Origin of the sequence: Collinsella sp. AF20-14LB (assembly GCF_003459505.1) — a bacterium.
In the GTDB taxonomy this organism is placed as follows: domain Bacteria; phylum Actinomycetota; class Coriobacteriia; order Coriobacteriales; family Coriobacteriaceae; genus Collinsella.
The window spans coordinates 105,193-124,201 of sequence record NZ_QRWD01000002.1 but is presented as its reverse complement, the minus strand read 5'-3'; the positions used below and the strand labels follow the sequence as shown (position 1 = coordinate 124,201).

Sequence of the window (19,009 nt, the reverse complement as noted above, 5' to 3'; positions counted from 1 at the left end):
TCTCTAACGATATTTATTATCGATAGAGAGCCTATTTTATTGGACCTATGAGGAATTACATCATCTAATTTTTGAACAAATGTAGACTTTCGACACCCATACGTAGCAAAATTGCTGTTACTAAATTGGTGACAGTACTCATATTTGGCATTTTTTGACCACAGGGGTTGCCAGCGCCGTGGTTTCGCCCTTTCTGCGCCGAAGCGATACACTGTTATCGTTTGATTTCTTCGCTCAAGGAGGATGCGCATGCCGTGCACAACGATTTTGGTTGGTAAGAACGCGAGCTACGACGGGTCGACGTTGGTCGCCCGCAACGAGGATTCGTCCAACGGGGTGTTTGAGCCCAAGCGTATGCGTGTGGTGCATCCCGACGAGCAGCCGCGCGTCTATACGAGCGTCCTGAGTCACCTGACCGTTGAACTGCCCGATAACCCCATGCGCTACACGAGCGTCCCCGATGTTGTCCCGGGCCACGGCATCTGGGCCGAGGCCGGTTTCAACGAGCTCAATGTGGGCATGTCCGCAACCGAGACGCTCACCACCAACGAGCGCGTTTGCGGCGCCGACCCGCTCGTCGACTACGTGCCCGCCAAGGGCAACGAGGACGAGGACGGCTATGTTCCGGCGCAGCCCGGCGGTCTGGGCGAGGAGGACATGGTGACCCTGGTGCTGCCATATGCCAAATCCGCCCGCGACGGCGTACGCATTCTGGGTGACCTGCTCGAGCGTTATGGCACCTACGAGAACAACGGCATCGCCTTTAGCGACGTGGACGAGATCTGGTGGCTCGAGACCATCGGCGGCCACCACTGGATCGCCAAGCGCGTGCCCGATGACGCCTATGTGACCATGCCCAACCAGCTGGGTATCGACAGCTTTGACCTGGATGACGCCGAGGGCGCCCAGGCCGACCACATGTGCTCCGCCGACCTGCGTGCCTGGATGGCCGAGTGGCATCTGGACCTGACGCTGGGCGTCGATGGCGACGGCCCGGCTGCGATCTTCAACCCGCGCGAGGCCTTTGGCTCGCACAGCGACAGCGACCACGTCTACAACACGCCGCGCGCCTGGTACATGCAGCGCTGCCTCAACCCCAGCGATGTGTGGGACGGCCCCGACGCCGACTACACGCCCGAGAGCGACGATATCCCCTGGAGCCGCGTGCCCGAGCGCAAGGTGACCATCGAGGACATTAAGTACGTGCTTTCGAGCCACTACCAGGGCACGGAGTACGACTGCTATGGCAGCAAGGGCACGCCCGCCACGCGCGGCGCCTATCGCCCCATCGGCATCAACCGCAACAGCCAGCTTGCCGTGTTGCAGCTGCGCCCCTATGCGCAGCCGGCGTATCGCGCCGTGCAGTGGATGGCGTTTGGCTCCAACTCGTTTAACGCGCTCGTGCCGCTGTATGCCAACGTCGAGACCATGCCCGAGTACTACGCCGACACCCAGGCGCGTGTGACGTCCGAGAACTTCTACTGGGCCAACCGCCTGATCGGCGCCCTGTCCGATGTCCGTTTCCACGAGTGCGGTCGTGCGGTCGAGGACTACCAGGAGAAGGTCGGCGGCATGGGCCACAAGCAGATTCACGACGTCGATGCCGCCGTGGCCGCGCTGCCCGAAGCCGAGGCGCCCGCCGAGCTCGCCCGCGCCAACGAGGAGTTTGCCGAGCGCGTGCGGGTGGAGACCGATGCTCTGTTGGGCAAGGTGCTCTACACCACGAGCTGTGCCATGAAGAACTCCTTCGCGATGAACGACAACGTAAGGTAAAGGCAACCTTGCAGCGAACGAGCGGGGCAAACGCCGTCAAAGGCTTTGGCCCGCTCGATTTCTATCTTGGCGGTAAAACGATTTTGTGTCGTTCACTCAATCTTGGGTACAAGAAGTCCAATGCAGTTGTTCATGATTGGAGCCAACCATGGTTATGAAACTCGATCAGCTTGTTAACGGTGCCATCAACGTGGGCTTCGGCGCCGCCGCCGTTGCCGTCGAGGGCGGCAAGAAGGTTCTCGACGACCTCGGTACCAAGGGCGAGCAGGTCCGCAAGGACGCCGGCACCCCCGATATCGCCCGCAGCGTGTCCGATATGTTCGAGCAGGCGGGTGGCACCATCTCCGACCTGACCGAGCGCCTGGGCATGCAGGGCGAGACTGCGGCACAGCGTGTGCTCGACGAGCTCATCCTGGCCCGCGTCCGTGTTATGACTGCCCCCGAGCGCACGGCCTTCCTGGCCCATGTGCGCGACATCGTCGATTCGGTCGAGGACAACGTGACTTCGGTGCCCGTCGAGTCTGTTGAGCCCGACGATGCAGAGGACGCCGAAGAGGCCGAGTAGTAGCGCAGATGGCAGATTCCACCACCGATTACAACAATCTAGATCCCTTAGGTGACGAGGCGGCGGTTGTCGACGAGGTCGATGCCGCCGTCTCGGGCGCTCGCAAGAAGCCGCGCGCTGTCGATATGGTCCCCGAGGAGCCCGACGCGATGGCGCCGGACGAGGAGTATCAGCTCACGCCGGCGGGCCGCCGCGAACGCATCGGTCAGATCGTTCGCCTGATCAAAAAGTATCGCGTGTGGGATAACCTCACGCCGGTGCGCCTGCGTCGTCTGCTCGAAGAGCTCGGCCCCATGTTCGTCAAGATGGGGCAGATCCTGGCGAACCGCTCCGAGATTTTGCCGCAGCGGTTTTGCGACGAGCTGCGTCGCCTGCGCTCCGACGTAGAGCCGGTGCCGTATGAGGTAGTGCTCCGGTGTCTAGAAGAGGAATACGGCCAGCGCCTGGGGCAGATGTTCGACGCGATCGACCCCAACCCGCTCGGAAGCGCGTCGCTCGCGCAGGTGCACCGCGCCCGCCTGGTGACCGGCGAGGACGTGGCCGTTAAGGTGCAGCGCCCCGGCGCGCAGCAGGTGATGGCTCAGGACATCGACATCATTCGCTCGGTGGTGCGCATCGTTTCCAAGTTCGTCAACACCGACCAGTTTGTTGACCTGCACGGCGTGGTCGAGGAACTGTGGACCTCGTTTCGCGAGGAAACCAACTTTTTGGCCGAGGCCAAAAACCTCAACGATTTCTATGAGTTCCATAAGAGCGTGCATGGCGTGTCGTGTCCCAAATCCTACTTGGACCTTTGCACCGAACACGTCGTGGTTATGGACTACATTGACGGCATCTCGATTGCCGATCCCGAGCGCCTGGTGGCCGAGGGCTATGACCTGGAAAAGATCGGCGCCGCGATCGTCGAGGACTACTCGACGCAGGTGCTCGACGACGGCTTTTTCCATGCGGACCCGCATGCGGGAAACATTATCCTCAAGGACGGCATCGTCTACTTTATCGACCTGGGCATGGTCGGGCGCATGTCGAGTCACGACCGCGGTATCGTCAAGGACATGATTTTCGCCGTGGCCGAGGGTGACGTCCCCAAGCTCAAGGATTCGCTTATGCGCTTTGCCGTGACGCGCGGCGATTCTGCCGAGCTCGACCATTCGGCCTTTTTGTCCGACTTGGACTTTATTGTCGCCGACTTTGCGGGGCTCGATCTTAAGGACCTGGATATCGGCGAGTTTTTGACCTCGCTGCTCAATCTGGCGCGCAAAAACGACGTTGAGCTGCCGAGTGTGGTGACGATGTTCGCGCGCGGCATGGTGACGCTCGAGGGCCTGCTGACCGAGTACATGCCCAACGTCAACATGATCCAGATTATCCAGACGCACATCAAAAACGAGAAGAGCACCTATGCGCGCGTCCGCGAAATGGGGCGCGATCTTGCCGCCAGCAGCTATCGCGCGGCAAAAGGCTCACTCGAGGCGGCCGAGTATCTGGGCTTGGCGTCGCGCATGCTCACGCGCGGCCAGCTTAAGGTGAACACGCAGATCATGAGCAGCGACAAGGCACTGCGGCAGCTGGGTGGAATTATCGACCGCATGTCGATGGCAATTGTGGTCGCCGGTCTGTTTATCGGTTCGTCGGTGGTGTACTACGCGCGCATCGAGCCGGTTGTGTTTGGTATCCCGGTCATTGGCTTTATGGGCTACGTGAGTGCGTTGGTGCTGGCGCTGATGCTGGGCCGCGAGATCTGGCGCAACAGTCACGGCGGCAAGCATTAACGATTTCCCGGGGTCGGGGAAACGGGTTATTTTGCTCGGCACTCCATCCCCGCCCTTTTCTATCGCAAACCATAGCTTTTACCTTGGGCTTCGCCTGTGTGCGGGCCCCTTTTGCGTGCTACCATATCGACAGTAATAATCGATGGCCTAGATGGTGGTGCGGAGACGCACGAATGCGCGGTTTTCCTGTGCGTTTGGGAGAATCGGGGTGCAAGTCCCCGGCTGTACCAGTAACCGTAATTCCTCTTGGCCCGGGATGGTCGCGTTGCAGATCGGACGGCGCGCCCGGGTCGGTAAGGTTAAGTCGGATCGCCTCCCATCTTGTACGCGGCCGCGGCGCAAGCCGCCGGTACGCGTTGGGCTCTGGAGGGAAGGGGGACCCCGATGGGGGTACTCGAGCACAATGTGCGCGATGACGTGGGGCAGCCGCTGGGCAATGCTCCAAGTGCAGACAGTAGGAGACAAATGGATATGTTTGAGGACGAGTGCCAGCGCGCCTCGTGGCGTCCGTATGGAGCGATTGCCCGTGGCGTAGCCAAGCGCGGTCTGGTGGCGTTCCTGGCTTTTGCCATGGCTTTTGGCACCACGCCGGCGCAACTTTGGGCCGAGGCCGCCGAGGGCATTGCCGAGGCCGTGGCGCAGGCTGCGACGGGCGGCGAGGGCGCGGCGGCCGACGATGGCACCGCTGCCGACACCGGCGCGAACAGTGCGGCGGCGAGCGCTGCTGCCGATGACGCCGGCGCAGATCAGGGCGCAACTGCGAGTGCCGCGAATGGTGCCGACACCGCCGCAGGCAACGCGACTGAGTCCGAGAACTCTGCTGCGACGCCTGCTGCTTCGGAGCAGAAGAACGCCGTTGCCGCCGCGTCTGCCACAACGCTTTCGAGCGAGGCCAAGGTCTTCATCCAGGATACCAAGGATAAGGACAGCTCCTATTCCACGAAGTCGGGCGCGCTCAAGGCCGGTGAGACGCTTTGGGCAAATATGTACGATGAGGTCGAGGACGACTGGTACGGCACTTCGACTGAGTCCGTTGCCAATCCCGGCACCTGGACTTACACCTGGCTCGCCGGCACGACCAGGGCCAGCAGCAATGTCGCCGACTACACCGAGGTCGTAGGCCACGAGCAGTCGCTCACCGTCACCGCCGCGATGGAAGGCAAATACTTCATCTGCAGGGTAACGGTTGATGGCAAGGACTACTATGGTCCGTCCGTTTCTTCCGGCTCGGGTATCAATGCCAACAACATCCCCGGTCCCGTGCTGGGTGCCGGGCAGATGGAGCTTAACAACGTCAAGCTGAGTAGCGACACGCCGAGCATAGGCGACACCCTGACGGCGACTCCGTACATAAGCTATTATCAGCAAGCCCCCGCCGACGCCAAGGTTACCTACACGTGGTCCGCATCCACCTCGCAGTACTCGGGCTTTACCAAGATCGAGGGCAAGACGGGTGCTTCGCTCGTGGTGGGCGACGACCTTGAGGGCAAGTACATCAGGGTCGAGGCCAACGCTGGCGTCAACACGGTGAACAAGACCACTTCCAGCAAGGTCAAACAGGCCGGTGCGGTCGAGATTTCGGCCGTGTCCATCATCAATACCAAGGACGATACGAGCGTCTTTGCGGTGGGGGATACCGCTAAGGCCCGCGCTAAGGAGAAGGGCGGCGCGTACGGCGCGTTCGTCGACGCGAGCAAGCTCAACTATCAGTGGCAGAGCTCTGACACCAAGAGTGGCACGTATACCGACATTGCGGGTGCCACGGGTGAGACCCTCGAGCTTACCGACGCTTTAGGTGGCAAGTACCTCAAGTGCAAGGTGTCCTCGAAGATCGGCTCTTCGAGCATGGCCAACAACACGGGCGCTCTCGTTGCGGCTACCGGTTCAATTAATGTTACGAGCGTGACTATGAGCCCGACTTCGGGCAAAGTCGAGGTTGGTTCTACGATTACGGCGACCGCCAAGGCGGGTTCCACCGACGTTACCGCCGATTCGCATGTCACGTGGCAGTGGTATAAGGGCACCTCGAACACCGCAAGCAAGTGCGACACGCCTATCAAGGGTGAGACCGGTAACACCCTGACGGTGACCGCCGCCCTTAAGGGCTACTACGTCGTGGCCAAGGCCAACGGCGGCTATGGCGAGCAGAAGCCGTACTATGCGGTGGGTCCCGTTTCCGTCGCTGGCCAAGTTGAGCTTTACGACGTGCAGTTCGAGGGTTCTCCCGCTACCAATGGCGTGCGCGTAGGCGATACGCTCAAGACTAAGGTGCGCAAAAAGGACGGCTCCAACTATCACTATATCGACCGCACCGATAACGTGACCTACCAGTGGCAGTATGCAAACAGCAGCTCGAGCTACGACTCCGCCTATACCGATATCCCCGGTGCTACCGAGACCGCCTATACCGTTGACGCCGCCTATGCCGGCAAGTACCTGCGCGTGAAGGTGACGAGCGAAAATACTGTCTCCAGCACGCAGAAGAAGAGCTCCTACGGCGGCACGCAGTCCGTTGCCCCGCTCGGCCCCGTGACGCTTAAGGGCCAGTACAAGCTGGCGGGCATTGAGCTTGCCGATAAGAACGTTACGCTCAGCGTGGGCTCAAAGATCACACCGAGCGTGCAGGTTCCGGGTAGCTGGTCGGGCTCGACCAAGGACGTGCCCGACGATGCCGAGCTCACCATGGCGTGGTATGCCAAGGGCGAGGGCGATGCCGAATGGACCGAGCTCTCCGACGGCATCGATACGACCGATGGCAGCCTGACCATTTCGGACGCGCTTGTTGGCAAGCGCATCAAAGTTACGGCGAGCGCTCTCGACAACACGGTTGAATGGGTTTCGTCCGATAGCGTTACCGCGGCGGGGGAGTATAACCTGTTGCGCGTGACCACTACGCCGCAGATCAATAGCGAATCGACCCATCTCGTCTCGGGCGATAGCGTTAAGGCGACGGCGCAGGCCAAGCGCGCCGACGGTTCGGCCACCAATGGCATCGATGTCACCGACCAGGCGACTGTTGCCTGGTATGCGGCAGACGATGCGAAGGCTCCGGCGGCTGACTGGACGCTGCTGCCCGATATGTCGGGCGCCGAGGCGACGGTTTCGGCTTCAGCCACGGGCAAGTATCTGAAGGCTGTCGCCACGAGCGGAGGCTCGACGGTCGAGCTCGTCTCCACCAACAAGGTTATCGCCGCGGGCTCGCTTGAGGCTGCAGTCCAAAAGCTCAACGATGCCAATAAGCAGATCGCTGTTGATTACAGCGCCAAGGGCGGCAACGTCAATGATGCGCTGAAGGCGCAGCTTGCCGATTTGGGCTTCACCGATATTGACGTCAAGGTCTCCGAGGACGGCGTTGCCTTTAAGGCAGAGGACGCCAAGGCCACGGTCGGCATCTCCGACGCCCAGGATAAGACCAACGGCGATGTGACGTTCTTCTTCATTGACCCCAACGACTACACCGGTTACAACATCGACGGTCTGCGTAGCGCCGATGTGGCGTTTGAACTGTCACGTGATGGCAAGACCGAGTATTACCTGCCCAACAAGTCGGTGCAGGTTGCTTGGGACGAGGCTAAACTGCAAGACCTTCTTGACAGTGCTGCCGAATCCCTGCAGATTGGCTACGCGGCGGGCGAGTCCGCCGATGGCGTGACCCAAAATGTCACGCTTCCGTACAAGGCGGGTTCCGCAAAGAAATTCTCTGTTGAATGGACAAGCTCCGACACCGAGCGCCTGTTTGTTTCTGGGTATAGCTGGGAAGATAAGACGGGTAAGGTTTCGCGCGCATCGAGCGATCGCGACGTGACGCTGACCGCCAAGGTTACGGTTACGAGCGGCGACATCAAGCTTGCCGGCTCGCGCGACTTCACCGTGACCGTCAAGGGCGATCCCGAGAAGGTCGCTGCCGACAAGAAGGCGCTGCAGGAGAAGGTCGATGCGGCCTTTACCTACGGCAACATCAAGTACTCCGGCACCGACGCGCCCGCCAACAAGGACGGCTTGACCGCCGACCTGCAGATGCCGCGCACGAGCACGCTCAAAATCGACGGCAAGTATTACGAGGTCAAGTACTCCGCCAGCACCGATGACATCACGTTCAACGGTTACAAGGGCACGGTCTATCAGCCGCTGCCTGGCACCGAGGCAGCGAAGACCAAGATCACCCTCACGGTGACCGATAAGTCTAACGCCGAGGTCACGGCTAGTAAGACCCTCGATTTTGCGATTGCCCCGCAGGACCAGAACGAGCTCGATGCCGAGCTGTTCCACCTGAGCCTTGCAAAGTCAACATTCTCTCAGGGTATTCTTGACGGGCAGGATGCGTCCAATGTAACGGGGAACTTGCATGCGCCGTTGAAGGTGTACGGTCAGGGATATGCAGTTAACTGGTGCTATTCCTCCGAAGAGGCTGCAGGCCACTACGGCTTCGTGTTCAGTGAGCTCCCCGGCGGCACGGAGAACACCTATCGTTTGCTCAAGTCGAGCAAACCGAGGGTTATCGCGCATGAGAACCTTATCTTCACTCAGCCCGAATACAACACGAAAGTCACAATTAGCGGCCGTCTGAAGAGTGAGCGTTTTGCCCGTTATGCCGAGCGCTATCCCGACAATTCGGACTACGCGGTGCTTGCCGGCTTGGATGTTTCTGCGACGGTAAACGTCAAGGGAACGACGGGGCTCGACAACCCGAACGAGGGCAAGACCATTACGGTGACGGCCAAGGTCACGGGCGTTTCCGCAAGTGATGCTGACGGCAATTATACCGAGCAATCGGTGGCGCCCTTGACCGAGCTCACGCTTCCTGCCGACGAAGACACGACGGCCGAGTCGGTGCTCGAGCAGCTTATGACGGCTGCCGGTTGCACGAACCTCGAAGCAAATGCATGGGGTCTTACGAGTGCGACGATGCCCGATGGCCGCGTGCTGAGCACAACGAGCGCCGCGCCGTACAGCTACTGGTCGTTCTTTGTAAACAATGGGTATGCGAGCGTCGGTGCTCCGAGCTACTACCTCAAGAACGGCGATTGCGTCGAGTTCCGTTATGTTAAGGGTGACGGCACGCAGAAGCCCTCGACGGCTCCTGCTACCAATCCCGGAACGGAGCATCCCGATGTCGATGCGGCATGGAATGGTTTTGCGAACGGCGGCTCGGGATCCTCGACGGACGCCCTTACGCCTACAACAAAGACCGATACGCCTTCTTGGGCACTTAATCTTCTGACCGAAGAGCAGCAGAAGGCAGGTGCAAGCGCCTCTGCGTCTGACCCCATTGTCGCGAACGGAAAGGTATACCTTGTCACGGGCGCTTCGGTATGGGGTGGAAAGACGTGGAATGCTGTCCTGAATGAGATTGATCCCGAGACGGGTTCCGTTCTGCGATCTCTTGAGCTTGGCTCTTCCATGGATACCACCTGCCGTCCTGTTATTGCGCAAGGCATTATTTTGATTCCGCTTTCCGGCGGCTATCTGCAGGCTGTTTCGGCGAAAACGTTTGAGACGCTTTGGTATTCCGATGCATTTACGAAGCAGAACCTGTCTTCGTTGACCGTTGACGGCGACTACGTCTATATCAACACCCTTGATTATTGGTCTGGCAATGGCAATGACGTGCAAAACGGTACGGTCAGGCGCATCAATATTCACACGGGCGCCATCGCCGGTAGCGCCTCCGTCGCTGACGGAGGTTACTACTGGTCTGGCGGCCTGATGGTAAATGGCTACTATGTCGTTGGCGGCGACTATGGCCAGGTGCGCGTGTATTCTGCCGATCTGTCAAAGCTTGTTGGTTCGATTAAGCTGTCTGGTGGCAACATCCGTTCGGCGCTTACCGTTCATGACGGTTATATATATGCTGTTACGCGCGACGATGGTACGTTGCACAAGCTGACCATTGGTTCCGATGGTTCCATTACTGAGGCCGCGAAAGTTCAGTTTGCCGCTTATTCGACTTCGACGCCCGTTTTCAGTGGTAAGTATGCTTTTATTGGCGGGACAACCGTGAACAATTGGAAGGCTAAGGCCAAGGCTAAGGCTAAGGCTAAGGCTAAGGGCCTGCTTTCGATCATTGACCTCTCCGATATGAGTGTGAAGCAGATTACGAAGGCCGATGGCGAAGAGCTTGGCTTTGAGTCCAAGGGCACGCCGCTCGTCTCAACGCATGATGGCGAGACGTACGTATATTTCACCTTGAACGGCGCCAAGGGCAATTGGCCTAACTACACTACCGGCGGTGGCGTGTACATGTACAAGCTGGGCGATGCCGAGGCAACCGAGGTGTTCGTTCCCGGTTCTGGATATGCCAACTATTGCATGGCCTCGGTTGTCTGCGATCAGTTCGGCAATCTGTATTACACCAACGATTCGGGCCATCTCTTCTGTGTGAAATCTCAGGCACATCGCGTCAAGTTTGATGCTCAGGGCGGCTCGTCGGTCAATGGTCAGACCCCCGCTTCGGGCTCGACTGTCAGCAAGCCGACCGATCCGACGCGCGAGGGCTATACCTTCGCTGGTTGGTACACCGATGAAGCTTGTACAAAGGCGTATGACTTTAGCGTTGCGGTGACGGCTGATATGACGCTGTATGCCAAGTGGATCAAGAAGGCCGCTGACAACAACGGCGGTTCTGGCGGCAATGGCGGCTCCGGTTCTGGCAACGGTACGAACGGGCAGCAGTCCGGCGGTGCTGTCTCGCCGGGTCAGAAGCCGGTCTCCACGACCACCACGACCGAGACCAAGGACGATAAGGATTCCAAGAAGGATTCCGATAAGTCCGGCAAGAAGGATGGCAAGTCCGATACGGGCTCGTCTGCTACGACCGCTGCTAAGAAGTCCGCTGCTGCTCCGGCACAGGAGTCTGGCTTCAACCCGCTCGCCATTGTTGGCGTGGCGGCCGGCGTGATCGGTCTCGCAGTCATCGGTGTGTTCGTGTTTACCAAGCGTCGGTAGGTGAGGGCTGTGTCCAATAAGCCTCAGGACGCCGAGTCCAAGCAGCCCGACTCGTCGTTCATCCAGCTTGACGATGCAAAGAAAAAGGACGCCGCTTCGGCGGCGTCCGCCCCTCGGCGCAAGGCGCTTTTTGGCGCCCTGACGGCCGTCTGCATCGTCTTGATCGTTGTGTCGCTGGGTTTTGTCCAACCTTCTTCCAGCGGTGCTTGGTCCATCGATTGGATCGCTCGGGCCGTGGCGGGGAAAAGCGTTGCCGGCTCTGGCTCTACCGCCTCTCGCAAGACGGAGGCAGCGGGCTCCTCGTCTTCTGACGCTGTGGACTCCGAGTCCAAGGACTCGGATGAATCTGATTCCAAGGACAAGTCTGAATCTTCGGACAAGAAGTCTGACAAGGATTCGAAGGAGAAGAAGTCCGAAGGCAAAGGCGGCAAGAAGTCCGGGGATAAATCGGGTTCGCAGAATTCTGGGTCCACTGGCGGATCAAGCGCTTCTGACGGCTCATCTTCGAGCGCTGGCTCGACGACCGGCGGTGGTTCTGCATCCAACGGCGGCGGCGCCTCTACGGGCGATCAGGGCGGCTCGCAGCAGCCTAGCCACGTCGTCACGGTGACGGTCTCGGTCACATCGAGCGCCGTGGGTAACCCTGTCTCTTCTGGCGGCACGTTCACCTTCAATGAGGGCGCAACTCCTTACGACGCGCTGTGTGCGTTGGGACTTTCTATCAATGCGCGCCCTTCGTCGTATGGTACCTATGTTGCCGCGATTGGCGGTTTGGCCGAGAAGGAACACGGCGGCACGAGCGGCTGGATGTACTCCGTTAACGGCAAAACGCCCAATACCGCCTGCAGCAATTACATTCTCAAGAATGGCGACACCGTCGTGTGGTATTACGTAACGGGCTAGAGGCCTCGACATGGCGCGCCAAACGGGCGGTTCGGACCAACATCCGAGCCGCCCGTTTTTCATGCGTAGAGGACTGGGTCGCCGGGTCTCTCGGCAAACAAAAAGCCGGTTGGAACGTGAATTCCAACCGGCTGCGAAGCGAGATTATGTTGGGCCGTCTACGACTGCGCGCCCTCGAGGAATAAGCGACGGCTAAAGTAGTTGTACCAGGTGACCAAGAACGTTGCGATTGCCTTCATGGCCTGGTAGCCGATGCTCAAAAACGTGACGCCCACAAACATGTACAGGTCGTTGAGACCCAGACCAATTACCGACAGGATGGTGAAGATCGTAAACTCGCGCTTGCGGCTCATGCCCTCGCGATGGTCGAACACGTACTTCATGCTGAGCCAGTAGTTAACTACGACGGAGGTGGTAAACGAGACTGTGGTGCTCATCAAAAAGTCGAGATGGAACAGCTCGACGAGCGCAATCAGCATGCCCCAGTCGATGCCAAAGGAGATAAGGCCCACGACAGCGAACTTGAGGAATTGCTTAGTATGAGGTTGTGCCAGTGCCTTGCGCACGTAATCACATCCAATGCGTTGACGAATCGAGCAGAGGATACTTTAGAGCTTTTGCATGGGAAACGTAAGGTCTTTGCCAAGAACTATACGAACTCGCCAAATTTGCAAGAGACAATCCGCAAACGTGCCAAATTTGCCCGTAAACGAGCAAGGCCCACGAACAACGCAGCGCTCGACGCACGTCGTTCGTGGGCCCCGTAGTGCAACGAGGAGGCCGAGCTATTTGGTCTCCTCGCCCTCCAGGAAGATCTTTCGGGTCACAAAGTTGTAGACCATGACCAGTGCGGTGGCGCAAATCTTGGCGATATTGGCCTCGAGCCCCAGACCGGCGTTGAGCGCCAGCACGATACCGTCGTTGAGCGCCAAGCCGATCACGGACAGCACGACAAAGATAATGAACTCGCGGCGGCGACTCATGCCCTCCTTGTGTGCAAACACGTACTTCATGCTCGCGACGTAGTTAAAGATGAGCGAGACGATAAAGCCGCTGGTGTTGGCGATCAGGATGTTAAGGCCCAGACCGTAGTGGAGCAGATTCATGATGCCAAAGTCGATGACCGTGGCGACGACGCCGACGACGCCAAACTTCATGATCTGCGCAAGGAGCTTTTGCATGGTACCTGCCTTAGGATTGCGCCGGGGCGCCGCGGGGATGATGAACTCAGCAAGTTTAGCCAATCCCCACGGGTGGAGCTAGACGCGCTCCTCGATAGCACCGTTTCTATATGCATCGAGCAGTTGGCGTAGGTCCTGGATCTGGCTGCGAATCTTGACGCCGGTATCGGTGTCGCTCACCATGCGGCGCCGGTCGGCCTCATCAAAGCGGTTGGTCTCGCTTTCGATGTCGATGTTGCGGGTGAGCGCCTCGGCAACGGTGGTAAAGGCCTGGTGCGACTTGAGGCGGCATCCGCGCGAGCTCGAGATGAGCGTGTAGCCGGCGATGCCCGTCTTGGGGTGGTAGGCGCGGCAGAAACCGCCATCGATGACCAGCAGCTTGCCGTTGGCGCGGATGGGCTGCTCGCCCTTGGTAGTCTTGACGGGCGTATGGCCATTGATGATGTGACCGGTCGGCGAACATGCCATGGGGGCAACGCCGAACTCGCGCATGATGTCGTCGCAGACCGAGGGCGACTTGGTTAGCGTAAAGTACGGGTCCATCGGCTCGACCCAGGTGCTCTTATCGGCGATATAGGCGCGCTCAAAGGTACGCACCAGGCGTCCGCTGGCGGGTGAGTTAAAGCCGATCCACAGGTACCACATCCAGTCGAGGGCGTCGCGGTCGCCCACGCGCCAGGCGCGGCGGGCGATGCGGTCGCAAAAATCGAGATAATCGCGGCCTGCGTGCCAGGTGCCCAGGCAGTTCATGCTGCTAAAGGTACCATCCTCGTTGAGCGGCACGCAGCCATGGAACAGCAGGTTGCCGTTGGCGACCTTATACATGGAGCCGTGGGTATAGAGGAAATCGATGTGGCGATGTAGGTGATCGGCGGTGACAAACTCGGACACGAGCTTGTCGATGATGTGCTGCTCCTCGGGTGTGAGCGTGTAGGGGTCCGTCGGATCGACGGTGGGGAAGTCGTTGGTCGTGAGCGGCCATACGCTGCCGTCGGCGAGGGTGACCGTGCCGGCGTCGTGATCGACCTTGTCGAGCAGCAGGCGGTCGGCCATGTCGAACTCCGGGTGACGCTGGATAATCTGGCCCTCGAGCTTAAAGAGCAGGACGTTGATGGCTTTGATCAGCGGGCTGATGGGCTCGCCGGCGATATAGGCGGCGTCGGCGAAGGCGACAAGCTCGCGCAGCGAGATGCCATAGTCGTTTTCGAGAATCTCGTAGTTGTCGTAGCGCAGGTTGTTGCGCAGCACCGTGGCGATGCAGGCGGGCTCGCCGGCAGCGGCGCCCATCCACAGCAGGTCGTGATTGCCCCACTGGATGTCGAGCGAATGGTAGGTGAGCAGGCGGTCCATAATCTTGGCCGCGCCGCCGCCGCGGTCGAAGATGTCGCCCACCAGGTGCAGGTGGTCGACGGCCAGGCGCTTGATGAGCGAGGCAAGCGACTCGATAAAGTCGTCGGCGCTGGCGGTCTCCAGAATGGACTCCACGATGCGCTCGTGATAGCGCACGCGATAGTTGTTCTCGTCCGGATGCGTGTGCAGCAGCTCGTCGATGATGTAGGCGTAATCGCGCGGGATGGCCTTACGCACCTTGGAGCGGGTATAGCGGCTCGAAAGCGAGCGGGCAACCACAATAAGCTGGTCGAGCATGGTTTTATACCAGGTAGGTGAGTCCTCGTGCTGGCTGCGGACCAGCTCGATCTTCTCGCGCGGGTAGTAGATGAGCGTGCACAGCTCGCCCTTTTCATAAAAGGTGAGCATGTCGCCAAAGATCTCGTCGACATGCTCGCGTACGACGCCCGAGCAGTTGTTGAGGATGTGCATGAAGGCTTCGTATTCGCCATGCAGGTCGCTCATAAAGTGCTCGGTGCCCTTGGGCAGGTTGAGGATGGCCGAGAGATTGATGATCTCGGTAAACGCGGATTGCTCGGTGGGAAACTGTCTCGACAGCAGGCGCAGATACTTGAAGTCTTGCGGATTGCGATCGAATGCGACCATGAAACACCTTCCGATATGGTTGGTAAAACTGATAAAACAGTGTCAAGCGTTTACCAGTATGCGCCGGCTTTGTTTCGATTTTGCGCCGGCGGCTGAATTGTCGGCTGAACGGTTTGGTAAATCGATTTAGTTGAGGTAGATATGGCGGTTGAGTGGAGGCAAAGCGGGTGATTTTGCCCATGTTGGCCCATGGCGGGGATGGGGATGTTCATGATAAAGATAATCAATACAAATGGTTCGCATTGGTAAATAGTGGACATTTGTATCGTATTTAGGCTTGCTGTGCGATAATTTGCACAGCAATACTTAAGGAGCCTCATATGAGTGATTTTGTCCTGACCTGTGAATCCGCCGCCGATCGAACCCGTGAGTTCTTTGCGTCGCGCAATATCCCTGTCGTGTGTTTTCATTACGAGATCGACGATGTTGTCTATACGGACGATCTGTATCAGTCGATTACGCCGGACGAGTTTTTTGCCCAGATTGCCGCGGGCGCCATGCCCAAGACGTCTCAGGTGAGCGTGGGTGAGTACGAGGAGTTTTGGGAGCCGTTTGTTGCCGAGGGTAAAGACGTGCTGCACCTGACGTTGTCGTCGGGTATTTCGGGCACGTATGGATCGGCCTGCGTTGCGGCACAGATGCTCGCGGATCGCTATCCTCAGGGCGGCAAGGTGCGCGTCATCGATTCGTTGGCGGCGTCTTCGGGCTTTGGCCTGTTGCTGGAATATGCCGCCGACGTGCGCGATAGCGGGGCGTCACTCGACGAGACGGCCGCTTGGATCGAGGAGCACAAGCTCAACCTGCACCACTGGTTCTTCTCGACCGATCTGTCGAGCTACCTGCGCGGCGGTCGCATTTCGGCCGCGAGCGCGATCATCGGCACGGCGCTTAAGATTTGCCCGCTTATGACGGTCGATTGCGAAGGTGGGCTGTCGCCACGTGAGAAGATTCGCACTAAGAAGCGCGCGATTTCCGAGATGGCTAAGACCATGATGGCACACGTGCAGGACGGTGCGGATTATTCGGGTAAGTGCGTCATGTCGCACTCGGCGTGCCGCGAGGATGCCGAGGCAGTTGCGGCGCTGATCGAGGAACAGATTCCGCAGCTTAAAGGCAAGATTGAGATCAATAACATCGGTACTCTGATTGGCTCGCATACCGGACCTGGCACGGTGGCGCTCTTCTTTATGGGCGACAAGCGCGTGGATTAATTTGCCCCATCACATCGCTGCATGATTGCTCAAACGAAAACGGCCCGCCTCACGTTTGTGGGGCGGGCCAAGATGTTTTGCTAGCGTTTCTTTCCGCGGAAGAAGAAGCCGTGCAGTGACGGCTTGAGGCCGCGGTTGGCGCGATGCTCCTCGACGCGCTCGTGGATCGAAGCGACGCGCTCGATGACTTCGTCGGGAATCGGCACATCGGGATTCATGTTCTCGACCTGGCTGACCTCGGCGGCGGCGACCTGGTCGATAATGGGTACATCGTCGCGCGAGATGACAGGTGTGGCGTCTTCCTTCATCTTGCGATAACGCTGCATCATGTCGGTCTGTAGCTGCTGTGCCGAAGGCGGCGTCCAGATGATGGCGTTGGCTCCGGCGGCGATGGTTTCACGGATGCTCTCGGGCGTCTTGCCGCCCGGCGCGATGAGCGGCAGGTTGGGATAGTGCTCGCGCAGTTCACGCAGGACCTGCGGCGTGTTCTTGCCGGCGGCGATGTTGAGGATCTTGGCGCCGGCGCGCACTTTGGCGTGAGCATCGTCGTCGCAACGAACGACCGTGGCGATGACGGGGATGTCGGCGATGTTGGTGATGTGCTCGACCATCTCGGCGGTGGCGGGGGAGTTGACCACGCATCCCGCCGCGCCCTGCATCTCGGAGACGGCTGCCATCTGCACGGAGCGCTTACCGGTGGTGGTGCCACCGCCCACGCCTACGAAGACCGGGCACTCGGCGACGGTCAGCAGCGCCTGCGTAATGGCCGGCTGCGGCGTGAAGGGGTAAACGGCAAAGACGGCATCGGCATTGGAGTTGCGGATGACCGCGACGTCGGTGGTGTAGATGAGCGATTTGATACGACGGCCGAAGAGCGTGAAGCCGCTGGCCTCCTCAATCTCGTCAGGCATGCGAAGGGCCGCCTTGCGCAGGCGCCCGTCGATGGGCAGCGGCTCCATGGGAAGCAGTCCGTTGGGGGTCACGGCTACCTGGGGTTCGGTGAACTCGTCTGCGAGCTCGACCTCGGAGAAATCGATCGAGGCGACAATGTCCTCGTGAACCTCGGCGGGCACATCGATGGGGGCTTGGTCGTTTGCCGCGGCAGGCGTGTCGAAGGAGCTGGTGCCGACGAAGGCGTCGACGCGCTCATTTAGATCGTTGAGGGTATCCATGGAGGCTCGATTCTATGTGATGACGGCCGGCAGGGTGCCGGCAGCGTTGTGCTTGCTAAATCGTTTGACGAGTTGATTTTTCCCCGCCGCGTCCTCCGTTAGACCGAAGGGCGGCGAACGTGAAGGAGCTGTGGTGGCGGGGATCGAGGTGCTATCTTGAAAGTCCCGTTTAAAAGAGAGGTGACGCGGTATGGAATTTTCGGCAATGTTGGGCTCGATTGGCCTATGCGTGGGCGCAATCGTTGCCGCCGCGGTCATCTACTTTGTGGTCACGGCCATTAAGGGCAAAAGGGCCGAACGCAAGGAGCGCGCGATGCTTAAACAGCATCGCGACCAGCAGGACAAACGCGCACGGAGATAGCTTGTTGAGTTTTGGATCCGTACGCTAGCTGCGTTTTCGGATCAGGGCAATGTAGAAGCCCTCAAATTCGCGGCTGGGCGGAATGGTGAGCGTGCCGGGCAGGCCGTTGGCGATGGCCGATACCTGACCCGCGGCAATGGCCTCGGTCAGGGCGTTGGACTCGATGCGCGGCTTCTCGCCAGCTTCCTGGGCGCGGCGTGCCTCACTTTCGCTTGGCGTGCCGTCGAGGGGGATGAGCTCGCAGTCCATATGCTTGTCGAGGGCCTCTTGCAGGGCGTCCTCGTTTTCCTGCGGCAAGATCGAACAAGTCGAATAGACGAGCGTGCCGCCCGGTTTGAGGGCTCCCATGGCGCGGTCCAGAAGTGCTCGCTGCGAGCGGGCGCACTTGCTCAGCAACTGCTCGGTGAGGCCGCGCAGGCTCTTCTCGTTGCCGCTGACGACGGTGCCCGTGCCGGTGCAGGGAGCGTCGAGCAGGATACGGTCAAAGCGGAAGAACTCGTCGAGCTCGCGTGCGTCGATGCGCATGACGGGCACGTTTTTTGCGCCTTGGCGGTGGAGGTTGGCTTCGAGCTTCTCGGCGCGGGGAATGCTCATCTCGCAGGCGGTAAGGTGCGCCTGCCCCTGCGTGAGGGCGGCGATCTGCGTCGTCTTGCCGCCGGGGGCCGCGCACATGTCCAGGATGTCCTCGCCGGCCTGGGCGCCCAAGACCAACGGCGGCATCATGGACGACAGACTTTGCAAGTAGATCTTGCCGTCGCGGTAGATGTCGAGGTCCCACAGGTCGGAAACCTGGGCCTCGGGCAGGATGAAAGCGTCCGGGTACCAGGCGACGGTTTGGTGGGCGATGCCGGCTGCGTCGAGCGCGGCGGCGATGTCCTCGGCGGTCGCCTTGAGCGTGTTGGCGCGCAGCGTGACCGGGCGTGTGACCGCGGCGCCGAAGCCCTTGATCATGAGCTCGGCCTCGGCGGGCGCATAGGCGCCGGCGACCGTGTCGACTATAAAGCGCGGCAGATCGGCGGCGCAGGGAAGGGCGGCAAGCTGGTCGGAAAGCTCGGTGGCGGCAAACTGCCTGAGCTTGAGCTCGGCCTTGACCTGCTTTTTCTGCTTACGACGACGCGGCTTGGACATCCG

The 19,009-nt window shown here is 59.7% G+C and carries 12 protein-coding genes; 7 read left to right on the top strand and 5 right to left on the bottom strand.

The features are described 5' to 3' along the window. The first annotated feature begins 249 nt into the window (after nucleotides 1-249). From DWX63_RS01810 to DWX63_RS01790, 5 genes are all read left to right on the top strand, one after another. Entirely contained in the window at nucleotides 250-1,773 is a 1,524-nt protein-coding gene (locus DWX63_RS01810; protein ID WP_117842630.1) for a C69 family dipeptidase, read from the top strand. Between the two features lie 148 nt (nucleotides 1,774-1,921). After that, nucleotides 1,922-2,338 (top strand): hypothetical protein, encoded by a 417-nt coding sequence (locus DWX63_RS01805; RefSeq protein ID WP_117637319.1) that lies wholly within the window; start codon nucleotides 1,922-1,924, stop codon nucleotides 2,336-2,338. An 8-nt stretch (nucleotides 2,339-2,346) separates the two neighbouring features. Further along, entirely contained in the window at nucleotides 2,347-4,110 is a 1,764-nt protein-coding gene (locus DWX63_RS01800) for an AarF/ABC1/UbiB kinase family protein (RefSeq protein ID WP_117842629.1), read from the top strand. Nucleotides 4,111-4,575: 465 nt separating this feature from the next. After that, complete coding sequence (locus DWX63_RS01795) at nucleotides 4,576-11,055, top strand: InlB B-repeat-containing protein (protein WP_158559589.1); 6,480 nt, start codon at nucleotides 4,576-4,578, stop codon at nucleotides 11,053-11,055. A gap of 9 nt (nucleotides 11,056-11,064) precedes the next feature. Further along, nucleotides 11,065-11,958, top strand: coding sequence for a DUF4430 domain-containing protein (locus DWX63_RS01790; RefSeq protein WP_158559588.1), 894 nt, complete (start codon nucleotides 11,065-11,067; stop codon nucleotides 11,956-11,958). 158 nt (nucleotides 11,959-12,116) lie between these two features. On the opposite strand, the gene DWX63_RS01785 is transcribed toward DWX63_RS01790, so the two are convergent. The 3 genes from DWX63_RS01785 to DWX63_RS01775 all read right to left on the bottom strand — a co-directional run bounded on the left by DWX63_RS01785 (nucleotide 12,117) and on the right by DWX63_RS01775 (nucleotide 15,134). Continuing rightward, entirely contained in the window at nucleotides 12,117-12,524 is a 408-nt protein-coding gene (locus DWX63_RS01785; protein ID WP_117842626.1) for a GtrA family protein, read from the bottom strand. A 219-nt stretch (nucleotides 12,525-12,743) separates the two neighbouring features. Next, complete coding sequence (locus DWX63_RS01780; RefSeq protein ID WP_370445865.1) at nucleotides 12,744-13,202, bottom strand: GtrA family protein; 459 nt, start codon at nucleotides 13,200-13,202, stop codon at nucleotides 12,744-12,746. Between the two features lie 15 nt (nucleotides 13,203-13,217). Then, complete coding sequence (locus DWX63_RS01775) at nucleotides 13,218-15,134, bottom strand: fructose-1,6-bisphosphatase (RefSeq protein ID WP_117842625.1); 1,917 nt, start codon at nucleotides 15,132-15,134, stop codon at nucleotides 13,218-13,220. A 320-nt stretch (nucleotides 15,135-15,454) separates the two neighbouring features. On the opposite strand from DWX63_RS01775, the gene DWX63_RS01770 reads away from it, so the two are divergent. Further along, nucleotides 15,455-16,345 (top strand): DegV family protein, encoded by an 891-nt coding sequence (locus DWX63_RS01770; RefSeq protein WP_117735931.1) that lies wholly within the window; start codon nucleotides 15,455-15,457, stop codon nucleotides 16,343-16,345. Nucleotides 16,346-16,425: 80 nt separating this feature from the next. Here the strand turns inward: DWX63_RS01770 and DWX63_RS01765 are convergent, their stop codons facing one another. Next, nucleotides 16,426-17,517, bottom strand: a complete 1,092-nt coding sequence (locus tag DWX63_RS01765; RefSeq protein WP_117842624.1) for a hypothetical protein — start codon at nucleotides 17,515-17,517, stop codon at nucleotides 16,426-16,428. A gap of 190 nt (nucleotides 17,518-17,707) precedes the next feature. Here DWX63_RS01765 and DWX63_RS11195 point away from each other — a divergent pair, with 190 nt between their 5' ends. After that, nucleotides 17,708-17,878, top strand: a complete 171-nt coding sequence (locus DWX63_RS11195; protein WP_158550943.1) for a hypothetical protein — start codon at nucleotides 17,708-17,710, stop codon at nucleotides 17,876-17,878. Nucleotides 17,879-17,902: 24 nt separating this feature from the next. On the opposite strand, the gene DWX63_RS01760 is transcribed toward DWX63_RS11195, so the two are convergent. Then, nucleotides 17,903-19,006 (bottom strand): RsmB/NOP family class I SAM-dependent RNA methyltransferase, encoded by a 1,104-nt coding sequence (locus DWX63_RS01760; protein ID WP_117842623.1) that lies wholly within the window; start codon nucleotides 19,004-19,006, stop codon nucleotides 17,903-17,905. Nucleotides 19,007-19,009: the final 3 nt, after the last annotated feature.

Bases quoted from the DNA above. Each gene is read 5' to 3' on its own strand.
- DWX63_RS01810 (WP_117842630.1), top strand. From the start codon at position 250: ATGCCGTGCACAACGATTTTGGTTGGTAAGAACGCGAGCTACGACGGG.
- DWX63_RS01770 (WP_117735931.1), top strand. From the start codon at position 15,455: ATGAGTGATTTTGTCCTGACCTGTGAATCCGCCGCCGATCGAACCCGT.
- DWX63_RS01775 (WP_117842625.1), bottom strand. From the start codon at position 15,134: ATGGTCGCATTCGATCGCAATCCGCAAGACTTCAAGTATCTGCGCCTG.
- DWX63_RS01760 (WP_117842623.1), bottom strand. From the start codon at position 19,006: ATGTCCAAGCCGCGTCGTCGTAAGCAGAAAAAGCAGGTCAAGGCCGAG.
- DWX63_RS01795 (WP_158559589.1), top strand. From the start codon at position 4,576: ATGGATATGTTTGAGGACGAGTGCCAGCGCGCCTCGTGGCGTCCGTAT.
- DWX63_RS01800 (WP_117842629.1), top strand. From the start codon at position 2,347: ATGGCAGATTCCACCACCGATTACAACAATCTAGATCCCTTAGGTGAC.
- DWX63_RS11195 (WP_158550943.1), top strand. From the start codon at position 17,708: ATGGAATTTTCGGCAATGTTGGGCTCGATTGGCCTATGCGTGGGCGCA.
- DWX63_RS01805 (WP_117637319.1), top strand. From the start codon at position 1,922: ATGGTTATGAAACTCGATCAGCTTGTTAACGGTGCCATCAACGTGGGC.
- DWX63_RS01765 (WP_117842624.1), bottom strand. From the start codon at position 17,517: ATGGATACCCTCAACGATCTAAATGAGCGCGTCGACGCCTTCGTCGGC.